This is a genomic window from Enterococcus sp. DIV1726a (assembly GCF_051710985.1).
In the GTDB taxonomy this organism is placed as follows: Bacteria; Bacillota; Bacilli; order Lactobacillales; family Enterococcaceae; genus Enterococcus_B; species Enterococcus_B hirae.
Genome location: NZ_JBIOLS010000001.1, coordinates 589,569 through 602,492, shown reverse-complemented (window position 1 = coordinate 602,492; position 12,924 = coordinate 589,569). Strand labels below are relative to the sequence as shown.

The 12,924-nt window shown below is 38.5% G+C and carries 10 protein-coding genes; 1 reads left to right on the top strand and 9 read right to left on the bottom strand.

Annotated elements, in window-relative coordinates; genetic code table 11:
* Positions 1-141: 141 nt before the first annotated feature.
* The 7 genes from IGJ27_RS02740 to IGJ27_RS02710 all read right to left on the bottom strand — a co-directional run bounded on the left by IGJ27_RS02740 (position 142) and on the right by IGJ27_RS02710 (position 8,259).
* Positions 142-903, bottom strand: coding sequence for a formate/nitrite transporter family protein (locus tag IGJ27_RS02740; RefSeq protein WP_010719935.1), 762 nt, complete (start codon positions 901-903; stop codon positions 142-144).
* 336 nt (positions 904-1,239) lie between these two features.
* Entirely contained in the window at positions 1,240-2,682 is a 1,443-nt protein-coding gene (locus tag IGJ27_RS02735) for a glycoside hydrolase family 1 protein (RefSeq protein WP_178306147.1), read from the bottom strand.
* A 14-nt stretch (positions 2,683-2,696) separates the two neighbouring features.
* Positions 2,697-4,565: a beta-glucoside-specific PTS transporter subunit IIABC gene (locus IGJ27_RS02730; RefSeq protein ID WP_178306148.1), complete on the bottom strand. Its 1,869-nt coding sequence runs from the start codon at positions 4,563-4,565 to the stop codon at positions 2,697-2,699.
* A 120-nt stretch (positions 4,566-4,685) separates the two neighbouring features.
* Complete coding sequence (gene licT / locus IGJ27_RS02725) at positions 4,686-5,537, bottom strand: BglG family transcription antiterminator LicT (protein WP_010738350.1); 852 nt, start codon at positions 5,535-5,537, stop codon at positions 4,686-4,688.
* Positions 5,538-5,792: 255 nt separating this feature from the next.
* The gene (locus tag IGJ27_RS02720) at positions 5,793-6,515 is read right to left on the bottom strand and encodes a class A sortase (protein WP_010738352.1); all 723 of its coding nucleotides are present in this window, start codon (positions 6,513-6,515) and stop codon (positions 5,793-5,795) included.
* 51 nt (positions 6,516-6,566) lie between these two features.
* Positions 6,567-6,893, bottom strand: a complete 327-nt coding sequence (locus IGJ27_RS02715; RefSeq protein ID WP_096709532.1) for a nucleotide pyrophosphohydrolase — start codon at positions 6,891-6,893, stop codon at positions 6,567-6,569.
* A 172-nt stretch (positions 6,894-7,065) separates the two neighbouring features.
* Positions 7,066-8,259, bottom strand: a complete 1,194-nt coding sequence (locus IGJ27_RS02710; RefSeq protein WP_010719941.1) for an MFS transporter — start codon at positions 8,257-8,259, stop codon at positions 7,066-7,068.
* 343 nt (positions 8,260-8,602) lie between these two features.
* Between IGJ27_RS02710 and IGJ27_RS02705 the strand changes: the two genes are divergently transcribed.
* A complete protein-coding gene (locus IGJ27_RS02705) occupies positions 8,603-9,292 on the top strand; it encodes an N-acetylmannosamine-6-phosphate 2-epimerase (protein WP_178306149.1) in 690 nt (229 codons plus the stop codon).
* A 283-nt stretch (positions 9,293-9,575) separates the two neighbouring features.
* On the opposite strand, the gene IGJ27_RS02700 is transcribed toward IGJ27_RS02705, so the two are convergent.
* Entirely contained in the window at positions 9,576-10,460 is an 885-nt protein-coding gene (locus IGJ27_RS02700) for a diacylglycerol/lipid kinase family protein (protein ID WP_034699710.1), read from the bottom strand.
* 103 nt (positions 10,461-10,563) lie between these two features.
* The gene (locus IGJ27_RS02695) at positions 10,564-12,735 is read right to left on the bottom strand and encodes a VWA domain-containing protein (RefSeq protein ID WP_370566765.1); all 2,172 of its coding nucleotides are present in this window, start codon (positions 12,733-12,735) and stop codon (positions 10,564-10,566) included.
* Positions 12,736-12,924 lie beyond the last annotated feature (189 nt).

The window sequence follows — 12,924 nt, the reverse complement described above, 5'->3', positions numbered from 1 at the left end:
AGACAATAGTTCTTCTTTTTTATCTATAAAATTATAATAGGAAGAAATTATTTTATCAGTTACAAAAAACACCAAAGTAAGCAAAACGCAAACTTCGATGTTCTTATTAGGCTTCTAACTTATTGATCAACATGCTTATTTTCAATGATGCTTATAGCTTGCATAGTAAAATCCTGATACGAATATTGCACCGCCGACAATGTTACCGATATAAACTGGGATAAAATTCAAGAGAAATTCTGTCCAAGTTGCTTGTCCTTCAAAAATTGCGGCTGGGATCACAAAGCAGTTAGCCACACTATGCTGAAAGCCGATGGCAACAAAAATCATTACGGGGAACCAAATAGTCAATACTTTTCCAGCTGCATCTTTTGCTCCATAGGATAGCCATAATGCTAAGCCGACAAACCAGTTACAACCGATTCCCGAACCAAGTGCTTGCCACCAAGAAGCTTCGATCTTATGATCAGCAATATGGATGACTTGGTCCAAATAAACGCCTGAATGAGTCAATCCGACAAAGTGTCCAAAGAAATATGCAACAAAAATGGCACCAACGATATTAGCTAACGTGATAATTGTCCAATTTTTAACTAATTGTGAAAAAGTTACTTTTTTATCCATAAAAGCAATTGCAACCGCCATCATATTTCCAGTAATCAATTCCCCGCCACCAAGCAGGATCACCAATAGTCCGATAGGAAACACAGCCGCCCCTACTAAACTAGTTAAACTCGCCAGTGATTCTGGAATCGAAGCTGAAACTCTGATGTAGGCTAAATAACCTAACGAGATCATTGCTCCTCCGATAAAACCTAGAATTAATTTCGCAAGAATTGGCTTTTGGATCTTTTTCGTTCCAAGATGGATACTGATATCCATAATTTCTTCTGGTGTATACATAGATGTTCAAACCCACACTTCCCATATTTTTTCAAAAACAATAATGATTTATTTCACATTTTCATTTTAGATTATATCATCTTCCATTCCTAATCCCTATGATTATTTTAAAATAACCGATATTTTTTTATCATTCTATGACAGGGCACACAAGTGAGACTTTCCCACATCTCGTGATTTTTTTCTTTAGAACAACGAGAGTAAAATGAATCGCTCGATCAAATAGAAAAAAGACCATTTTCGACAGTGATTTGTCAAAAATGACCTTATTTTCTTTATCAGAAATGAACTATTCTTAATTTCTTAGTAAACAACGGTTCTATCATGAATACAGACTTACAGTTCTTCTCCATTGGTGGCGATGACTTTTTGATACCACTCAAAAGATTTTTTCTTTGAACGATTTTTGGTTCCGTTCCCTTCATCATCCAAATCAACATAGATAAATCCATAACGTTTACTCATTTCACCAGTCGAAGCACTTATCAGATCAATACATCCCCATGGCGTATATCCCATGAGTTCCACTCCATCAGCCACAGCTTCTCCCATTGCTTCGATATGACGACGTAAATAATCAATACGGTAATCGTCATTGATGCGCCCGTCTTCTTCTACCTTATCAATTGCGCCTAACCCATTTTCAACAATAAACAATGGTTTTTCGTAACGGTTGTACAACTCGTTTAATGCAATCCGTAAACCTTCTGGATCAATCTGCCATCCCCATTCACTGGCTTCTAAGAACGGATTTTTAACTCCACCTAAAAGATTACCGGCTGAGGCCGCTGCATCTGGGTCCGTTTCGTTGACTGCAGTAGACATATAATAGCTGAAACCGATATAGTCGACTGGATATGCTTGCAACAACTCAAAATCTTCAGTCGTTTGTTCTAATTTGGCACTATCTACGCCATATTTTTCATACGTGCGGTTTGTATATGCTGGGTACTTTCCACGTACTTGAACATCTGCACAGAAGAAATTAAATTCTTGGTTCTGGATCAATGTAGCTACTTGATTGATTGGATTAGCATCTATGCTATACGTCGTTGCATAGATAATCATACACCCCACTTGGCTATCCTCCCGTAATTCATGAGCGATTTTTACTGCTTTACTACTTGCTACAAATTGGTTATGCCATGCTTGGAAGATATTTTGATAATCAGCCGCACCATTACTTTTTACTAATCCTTGACTCAAAGCTGGAAAATGAAAAGCTGAATTGATCTCATTGAACGTCATCCAATATTTGACTTTATCGCTGAAGCGTTCAAGCACCACTTTAGCAAAGCGTTCGTAAAATTCAATCAGTTCTCGGTTTTTCCATCCGCCATATTTTTTTGCTAGATTTAATGGCATTTCGTAATGGAAAATCGTGATCACAGGTTCAATCCCATGTTTCAAACATTCATCAATCACTTCTTCATAAAAGGTTAAACCTTTCTCATTCGGTGTTACTTCGTCTCCTTGAGGGAAAATCCGTGTCCAAGCAATAGAGAAACGATAACATTTAAAGCCCATTTCAGCAAAAAGCGCAATGTCTTCTTTAAACCGATAATAATGATCGATCCCTTGATGGTTAGGATAGGTATATTTATCTGGTTGGATCGTCCAATCAAAGTCTTCACTGCCAATAACTGCAAATCGTTGTTTCCCCCCAGGCATCGCATCAGCAACTGAGAGCCCTTTCCCATCTTGATCGTAAGCACCTTCTAATTGATTGGCAGCTGTAGCGCCACCCCATAAAAAATCTTTTGAAAACTTTGTAGTCATCTGCTATTTCCTCCTTATTTGACAATTGCTAGAAAATCTTCACTAGCAATCAGTTCTTCTTGATTTAATTCCAACACATCAGCAAAATGTTCCGTATTTGTAATAACGATTGGCGTGATCACACTGTATCCAGCGGCTTTAATCGCTTCAATATTAAATCGAACCAATAAATCACCAGCTTTTACTTGATCCCCTTGTTTTACAAAAGTCTCAAACCCTTGTCCTTCAAGCTCAACGGTATCCATACCGATATGCATCAAGATTTCAATTCCATCTTTCGTTGTTAAACCAACCGCATGACCTGTTGGGAAAATGGTCGTGATCTCCCCATCTGCTGGCGCAATCAATTCACCTTTTTCCGGATCAATCGCAAGCCCTTTTCCCATCGCTCCAGAAGAGAAAACTTTATCCGGAACATCAGATAATGGCAGGACTTTCCCGCTTAAAGGACTTTTTAGATTATGTCGAGCAGAACTAATCGTGTCACCTGCTGTTGTTTGTTGATTTGTTTCTAGTTTTTCATCTTGGACGGTTTCATCAAATCCAACGATCAGCGTACCTACGAATGCTAAGACAAATGAAAGAGCTGTCGCAAGGATTGCCATGGTCACATTGGATTCAACTGCTTGGTTCGTACTAATAAACGTTGGGATCGTTAACAAGCTTACTAACCCGCTAGAGAAAGCTTTCACACCAGCAAAACCAATCATTGCGCCTCCGATACCGGCTGACAGACAAGCAACGACAAACGGTTTCTTTAACGGTAAAGTTACCCCATAAACAGTTGGTTCCGTAATGCCAAAAAGTGAGGTAATTGTAGATGAAATACCTAATGAACGAAGCTTAGTATCTTTGGTCCGAATCGCCACTGCTAAGGCTGCACCACCTTGAGCTAAAACGGCTGGTAAAAGCATTGGAACCATGACGTCAAACCCATATTGTTCAATATTCAAGAACATGATCGGTACAAAGCCCCAGTGCATCCCAAACATTACGAACACTTGCCATAAACTTCCCATAATCAAGCCCGCAACTAATGGACTAAAGCTGTAAATCGAATTAAATAGACTACCTAACCCATTACCGATAACTGTCCCGATTGGACCTAACAGTAAGAAAGTTAATGGCACCATCACCAATAAAACGATCATTGGTACAAAAATCATTTGTAAAAATTGTGGAATCACTTTTTTCACCAGCGGTTCAAATTTGCTTTGGACCCAAACAGCCAAAATGATCGGAATCACTGAAGATGTGTAACCTGATTGAGCTAACACGATTGGTAATCCAAAGAAATCCACTGCCCCTCCAGCTCCAGCTAGTTGCGTGATTGCTGGATAAACTAACGCCATAGCAATTGCCACAGATAAAAATTGGTTCGTTTTGAATTTTTTGGCTGCAGTAAAAGCTAACATCACTGGTAAAAAGGTAAAGACACCATCTGCGGCTGCAAATAGAATTTGGTAAGCCCCAGTATCCGCTGAAAGCCACCCTAACACCGTTGCCAAAGATAAAAATCCTTTTAAGATCCCTGCAGCTGCCATTGCGCCTAAAAATGGCGTGAAAATACTAGAAATAATATCAATCAAGCGATTCAAAGGATTTTTTGACTGATCCTCTGTTCCTGATTGATCTGTCAGACCTTGCTCATCAACGATTGCTTGGTAAACGTCAGCCACATTACTACCGATAACTACTTGGTACTGACCACCACTTTGTACTACTTGAATCACATCTGGATCCTGTTTTAACTTTTGTGTATCTGCGACCGATTCATCTTTTAATTTGAAACGTAAACGTGTCGCACAATGTACTAAACTATTGACATTCTTTTCACCTCCGACTGCCTCCCATACTCTTTTACCAACTGCTTGATTATCCATCTTATTTTCCTTCTTTCTAGTTGATTTAATCAAATAAAAAACCTAGATTGAAAAAATGGTCACGAAAATTCGTGCCCTATTTTTCAATCTAGGTTTTGCCTGCTTTACCAGTAACAATCCTTAAGATTGGGTACTTTGTTTTTCACTCACTACACGTTGGATGTGAATCGTTAAATAGATTTGTTCTGCGACTCCCATTGGTTCCTGTTGCGTTTTTAAGAGATAGTCATTGATCCGTTCCGAACAGCGAAAGGCTTTTGGATATTTCCCTTGAACGAGCGCATAGAGAAATTCATCCTGCTCATCCGAACTTTCGCCTTTTAAATAGCGTTGTGTAAAAAATTGTAAATGGGTGATGATTCGTTGGTAATTCAACGATTCCTCGTCAAATGTCACACCAAAGAACTTACTAATAATGCTGAGAATATCTCTAACGATCGTCGTTGCAGTCATCGTGACTTGCATATCCCCATTTCCTTGTTGGCTATTCACTAAATGAAAAGCGATAAATCCTGCTTCGTCAATCGGTAGACTGACTCCAACTTTTCTCTGGATCAATTGCAATACTTCTTTGGCCACCAAGTATTCTTTCGGATAAAATTTCTTTGTTTCAAAAAGAAGCGGATTTGGTAACTGGATATTTTCGTTCGCTCGACAAATCGCATAATGAATATGATCGGTCAATGTCAAATAAATATTTGACGACAACGAAACGCCTAATCGTTCTTCCGCCACATCAACGATCTGTTTGACTAATTCTACTTCTTCTAATGGGACATCCGCCATCAGCTGTTGAAATTGATTGGTTGCTAAGGAATCTTTTAAAACAAATTCTTTTTGAACTGCTGTTTTATCAATCCTATCACCAGGTCTTTTTTGAAACGCGAGGCCTTTGCCCATACAGATAATCTCTTCACCTCGTTCGTTTTTTGAAATGACGACGTTATTATTTAAGACTTTTTCAATAACCATTTTCCCTCGCCCTCTCATAAAAAAATAAAAAAACCTAGAATCCCCCTGTACTTTAGGTTGAATTCTGGTTTTGCCTGCCGAACAGTAACAATCCATCGATTATCTGAACCAAGCATAGCACCCTTCTTTTATTTTTGCAAGCCTTTTCAACTTTTTTTTTTAGTAATTGTAAAAATGAGAAATTAAAAAACCGACGAAAACTATTAGCTATTCGAGCGAACTAGCAATCGTCGGTTTTTCATTAACTATTTTCGTCTAAAATGTTCGTGTTTCCATATTGAATGCTGCCTTCATTTCTTTCGTCGCTTTTTTCATTGGTGTAACCTTCTCTAATTCGCCTTGAACGACTAATCGAGTCACCGCATTCATATCTCCGCACGTAATCAAAGTAACGAGCGATTTTCCTTCTTGGATATTTAACAGCTGGGTCTCCGTCGGTGCCACTTTTTCTTTAAAGGTTGCTTTATACGTATAGACATTTTCCAAATCTACCAAATAGATTTTATCTCCTAATGATAAATTTTCTAGTGGCGTGAATAATAGTTGTGGATTGCTCGAACGATGACTCGCTAAAGCATAATTTCCTTTTCCCATTTGCTGATTAGGATCTAGTGTCCCCGCACCATAAAGCAAGTTCGCATTATCTAAACCTCTAAAAATCGGGATATTGATTGCCACAGAAGGAACAGCAATACTACCAATAACTGGTAAGTCCGTTCGATTCAATTGGGCACGCAACACACTTTCCGTACTCATTGACTCCACTGCATCAAAATCAAAACTTGCCTCTTTTTCGTTGTTTTTCTTGATTTCATCTTTTGTCACATTGGCAATTGCGTATTTATCTCCGGTATTTTTAACAAAATAATCTTTGATCTGTTCATTAAAAATTAACGCTAAGCCAACCAATAATAGTAAAAATAAGAAAAAATTGGCGATCCATCTTTTTACTCGACCTTTGCTTGGTTTTTCCTTCATTCACTTGCCTCCCTTATTTAGCTAAAATAAACGCAACCTGTAGTTTCACACTTAAAGTTCTGTATATTTCTTTCGTTGTCCTCGACTTGCTTCTACTGGATATTTCAATTTATTTTTTGCTAATTTTTCTTCAATAATTTCATCAAGATCCAACTGTAAATTGTCAGCCATCATATAAGAATAGATCAAGACATCTGCCAGTTCTTCTTTGACCCGCTCTAATGAAGTTTCCTTCACTTCTTCTGGTTGCTTCCATTGAAAAAGCTCCAGTAATTCAGAAGCTTCTAAGGAAATAGAAATTGCAAGATCTTTTTCGTTATGAAATTGTCGCCAATTTCTTTCGTCTCTAAATTGATTGACTTTCGCCATACTATCCATGAACATTCACCTATTTCTTTATTCGATTACTAATAATCATACCATGTTTTTAATAGAAAATAAGTATATTTACCTAGATAAAATAAAATATACGTATTTATTTAACGATCTTTTTATAAAGCAAAATGATAACGAATGTTACTTATCCACTGATAACTTACACCAATGGATGTTATTCTTGTAAGCTGAATTTTAATTCTTTTACACCAGTAAGTGTCCACAAGACCACTAGACTGACAAGATAAATACTACTTAGAAAAATAATCACAGCAGATAATTGATAATGATCCATCAAAAAGCCAATAATGATCGAAGAAAATCCACCTACAGCTCTACCTAAATTCATAATAAAGTTATTGGCTGTTGCACGGATCTCAGTAGGATACAGGCTACTAATGATTGCACCATAGCCGCCATACATGCCATTGATAAAGTAACCAACAACCACCGCTGCTGCTACTAAACTCCATTGACTACGAGCTAAAACGAGTAAGAAGACCGAGAGCGCTGAACAAATCAAGAATAAAGTAAAGGCTGTTCTGGGACCTAATTTATCCATGATGATCCCAAAAGTCAACATACCTAATGACATCCCCACAATCGTACTCACCATCCATAAAGACGAACCTGAAACGGATAATCCTAGTTGTGCTTGCATGATCGAAGGTAACCAATTCATCAAACCAAAATAACCAGCAATTTGGACAGTCACCATGATACTCAAGCCAATCGTCTGCCAAGTAAGTTGTTTCGTTTCAAATAGATTACGTAACTTTGTCGCCTTTTTAGTTGCTTTCGCAGCTTGAAATGCCTCCGGTTCTTTTAAACCATGTCGGATGACTAAAACTAATAATACAGGTAATACACCAATCACATATAACATGCGCCACCCGAGCCATGGAATGACGATTGCCGCCAAAATAGCAGCGAGAGCCGCGCCTACTTGGGCTCCAATACCAGCAATGGACGAAGCTCGTCCAATTTGTTTTTTTGAAAAAGTTTCAGAGATCAAAGACATACAAGCGCCATACTCGCCCCCAGCCCCGATTCCGGCAATAAACCGAAACAAGTAGACTAAATAAATCGTTGAAGAAAAATACATCAATAATGAAGCAATTGAAAATAAGATAACCGTTTGAGAGAACACCTTTACTCGACCATATTTATCCGCCATCAGACCAAAAAAAATACCTCCAACGAGCATCCCCAGATTAGTGATCGTCGCAATCATTCCCGCTTGCGTTCCACTAATATGAAAAGTTGCAATCATTGAAGATAAAGAAAAAGCTAGGAACATGATATCCATATTCTCTAATGCAATCCCTGATGATGTTGCTAATAAAACCTTCCGTTGATACTTCGTCATTTTTGTTACCCCTTTTCTTTCATTTTTACCCTAAATTGTTAAAATCATATATAAAAATTAAGAAAAAAGCAAGAACTTTTGTTTTTTTATGTCAATTCATTTACTCAACTGATCTACGCTGTTTTTGAGAACTATCACTTGCTCAATAATTACGAAATCGCTACACTTATTTTGTAATCAAAAAATAAAGCGTTTTTCTAAACCGCTTATTTGTCTGATCAAGCAATTTATCTTAGATATCCATTACCTAAGTAATCACTTTTTTGCTATCATTCGCATAGCCTTAGCTCTTTGCGAAACGTTTTTGTGAAACTGAGAAAAAACTATAAAGGAGAAAAACAGAATGGACAAACAATTATTCTTAGAAAAAATTGCTGGTGGGCTGATCGTTTCCTGCCAAGCCTTACCTGGAGAACCTTTTTATACAGAAGAAGGTAGTTTGATGCCTTATTTTGCTTTAGCTGCTGAAAAAGCAGGAGCTGTTGGTATCCGTGCGAACTCAGTACGGGATATTATGGCGATCAAAGAAAAAGTGGCCCTGCCGATCATCGGTATCATTAAACGTGATTATCCTCCTGAAGCGCCATTTATCACAGCAACCATGCGTGAAGTTGATGAACTAGTAGCCACAGGGGTTGAAGTTATCGCTTTAGATTGTACTTTACGCAAACGCCACGATGGTCTGACCATCAATGAATTCATTGCTAAAGTCAAAGAAAAATATCCACAGCAATTATTGATGGCTGATATCGCCACTTTTGAAGAAGGAAAGAATGCTTACGAAGCAGGAGTGGATTTTGTGGGGACAACTTTAAGCGGCTATACAGAAGAAAGTGTGAAACAAGTTGGTCCTGATCTCCCACTCATCCAAGAACTGATCCAAGCTGATATATGCGTTATTGCAGAAGGTCGGATCCACACGCCACAACAAGCCAAACAAGTCAAAGATCTAGGCGTAGCTGGCATCGTTGTAGGTGGTGCGATCACACGCCCTCAAGAGATTGCTCAACGCTTTATCGAAGCATTAGATTAAGAGACTCCTTCATTTTTTCAGGAGAAATGCTTTTTCGTCCTTCTAACTAAATCAGCTAAATACAACTAACCAAAAACAGCCAGAACGAGACTGAGCCAAACTTGCCTCAACCTCATCCTGGCTGTTTTTCAGTTCATTGTTCCAACTTTACTCACAACCTCTTCCTCACCAGATTCTCAGATCCACTTAAAATCGACATCAGATAACAAGAGCACCTACTGTTCAAAACAAAGGATATGACTCAGATCAACAGTTATAGAATGCTGATCCTCCCCCTCGTTTCTCAACAATAAATCATCAGGTGTGAAGGAAGAACTTTTAGTGTGACAGGCAGCTTGACACCTTCATCGCCATCCACATTTGTTGCCAATTCTTGGTCTTCATCCAAAGCAATCTGGATCGTTTCACAGGTTTGATAAGCCAGATGGTCGGTAGAAGAATCCACACCTTTTAACAAATCAGGCAATGTTTTTAACGTATCTAACAATGAAGTGTCTTTTAAATAAACCAAGTGCAATTTGCCATCGTTTACTTTAGCATTAGGTATCAATGTTTCAAAACCACCAATTGAATTAGTTAATCCTACCAGCAATGTACTACTTTCAATTTGTTTTTCCTGCCCATCAATGACTAACTGGAATTTATAAGATTGAGTTCCAGCCAATTGCTTGATTCCTGAGATAAAGTAAGCAAACTTGCCATATTTTGTTTTCTTTTCTGGATCTACATCATTGATTGACTCAGGAATGGTTCCAATCGCCACGACATTCATAAAATATTGGTCATTGATTTTCCCAATATCCAATGGTTGCAACGCATCCATTGAAAGATGAGCGATAGCTTCTTCTGGTTCTAACGGTATGCCTAAAGCACGTGCTAAGTCGTTGACTGTCCCTAACGGAATAAAACCAAAATTTGGACGATGTGCTTGTTCAGCGATCCCATTGATTCCTTCATTAACAGTACCATCTCCACCCATGACAAACACGCTGTGATACCTATCCACTGCTGCTTCTCGAGTAAAATTCTTGGCATCTCCAGCTTTTTTCGTATGAAGAACAACGACTTCATCAAACATCGTGGTTAACTTTTGATGGGCCAGTTTTTCATATTCTTGTGCTTGTTCTCCTCCAGAACTTGGATTAACGACCAACAACGCTTTTTTCATCCTGTTTCCCCCTTCGTTTCACAACATGACTTTGACTAAACTATAGCACAAAAAAACTCAGAACATCTAGTTTCAGACATTCTGAGCTACACCAGCTGATTGGCTATTTTATTTTACGAATCAAATAATAACCCACCGATCCGACGATCATCGTTCCCAGAAAGACCAGAATGGATGAGGAATGTTCATTTGTTTTTGGTAACTGTTCCGCTCCAGAATTAGTCGAAGATTCAGAAGCAATCTGGAGCATCGTCTCTTTTTTAGTTGTACTTGGTCCAGAGTTTCTTAAGTCGATGGCGCTTGATTCGGTCATACTTGATTCTGTGGTGCTTGGCTCCGTCGTGCTTGGTTCTGTTGTGCTTGGTTCCGTTGTGCTTGGCTCCGTTGTGCTTGGCTCCGTTGTGCTTGGCTCCGTTGTGCTTGGCTCCGTTGTGCTTGGTTCTGTTGTGCTTGGTTCTGTTGTGCTTGGTTCTGTTGTGCTTGGTTCTGTTGTGCTTGGTTCTGTTGTGCTTGGTTCTGTTGTGCTTGGTTCAGTCGTTTTTTTCGTATTCGTGATCACAAAAGAATTGCCATTATTGGTTACGTTACTCTCAAATTCATCAGGTACATTCACTTCCGCTACTTGATAAGTAAAGTCTTCTCCTTGATTATTGTATTTTGGTAAGACCGCTTTTTCGTTTCCCACTGGCAGTTCCTTGATCGTTGCTTGATAATTATCTTGTTTTCTTAAAGAAAGCACCGCTGAACTTTGCCAACTCGTAGGATCAACGACCGAACTCCTGCGAATCACATAGTCAATAGTCTCTGGGATCTCGGATGCCGCTACATTTTTCCATTTTTTTTCTACTTGGATTGTGGTTGTCGGTGCCTTGATTGAAGGGATTGGAAAATCAAGTAATTCACTTTCATTTGTTGGTGCTAACGTTGTCCGTCCATTACACAAATACCAAGTTTCGCCTTTAAAATGAGTATTTTCAGTGTTTAAACGGACTTGATAGGTACACGTAAGCCGTTCATTTTCCCCTAATGCAATATTTGCAATCGTAATCGTTTGGTTCGCTTCCGATACAACTACATCAGCCACTACATCATTGGCTTGTTCCCAATTTCCTTGTTCATTTTTTCGCCAACCAACTAATTGATAGGAGCGTTCATTAAACTCACCCGCTCCTTGGAGTAAAATGTCTTGCCCCATAGGATCAGTGATCGTACCATTAGGAATCGTTTTATCAATTTGGTTGGCGATCTCTGTTAAGGCAGAACCCAAACCGCTTAGATTTTCATCGGTTGTAAGGTATTGTTGCGGTTTAGAAGCTAAGTTTCGCCCAATATATTCCCCTCGAGCAGAAGGTGCTGTCGCTATCGAATAACAGGTAAAACCCGAATGCTTGAGAGAAACAATCGTTCCTAAGGTCGCATCTGTCACAACTGAACTACTAACAGAAATTGCATTGGGATCAGAAGGGTTACTGTTCGTCGTATAGTATTTGTCAGAATCAGTTTGAAAATCTTGAATATAATGATCGGTATGGTAGCCATTATAATCAATGATCTCTCCCTCATTTGGATACTCTTTCGCTCCTTGTACTGGAAGATAACTACGATTGGCACTGTCATCACCAATATGAATAAATAGTTTTTCCGCTTCTGGCCGACTTTTCTCCAATAATAGCCGTTGCCCTGCTAATAATCCTTTTTGCATAAATGTTCCCGAATGTGACTCAGCGGTATATTTCAAGAAGTTCTCTAAGTCATTCATATTACTTGAAAAACCATTTGTTGAATAAACCTCTCGATTGTATGCTACGATCCCCACGCGGATATTCCCATTAGCTAACGAATCCGCTAATTCATTGCCAAATTGTTGTAATCCGATTAAAGCATTGGTTAATTTTTCGCCAGTCATGGAGGAAGAATAATCGATCACCAAAACTAAATCAATCGGTGTTCCGATCTGGTTACCTTTCACATCTAACGTGACGTCAAATAAACCTTGTGTCTTGCTATCTTCTGTGACACTCTTTTTTAAATATGCACGGTCGGCGTAATTAACATAATTTTCTTCGTCAAATACGGCTTCTGGTGCATGGCCATAATCATAATTATAGGTATTCCCTACTGCTATTCCATTTGTTAAACGTTGTCCCGTAGAATCGGTATAAGCAAAATCAACCGTCTCCGCAAATGATTTTTGCATCCCTATTCCCAGTAAAATACTCATTAATCCTACGAATAAAATCACTATCTTGAAATAGCTGTCTTTTCTCGTTTTCATCATTTCTCTCCTTTTCTACCAACAGATTTCCCCATTCTTATTAAAACCTTAGAATTTTTTCAACAATTGCTAGTATAAATTTTCTGGAATCTTTTCTGAGCTAAAAAAATGTACATTTGGAATACATTAAAATCCTCTTTTTATGATAAGATGGCATCAAGTAACAGCTAAGAATCGAGGGAAATCTTT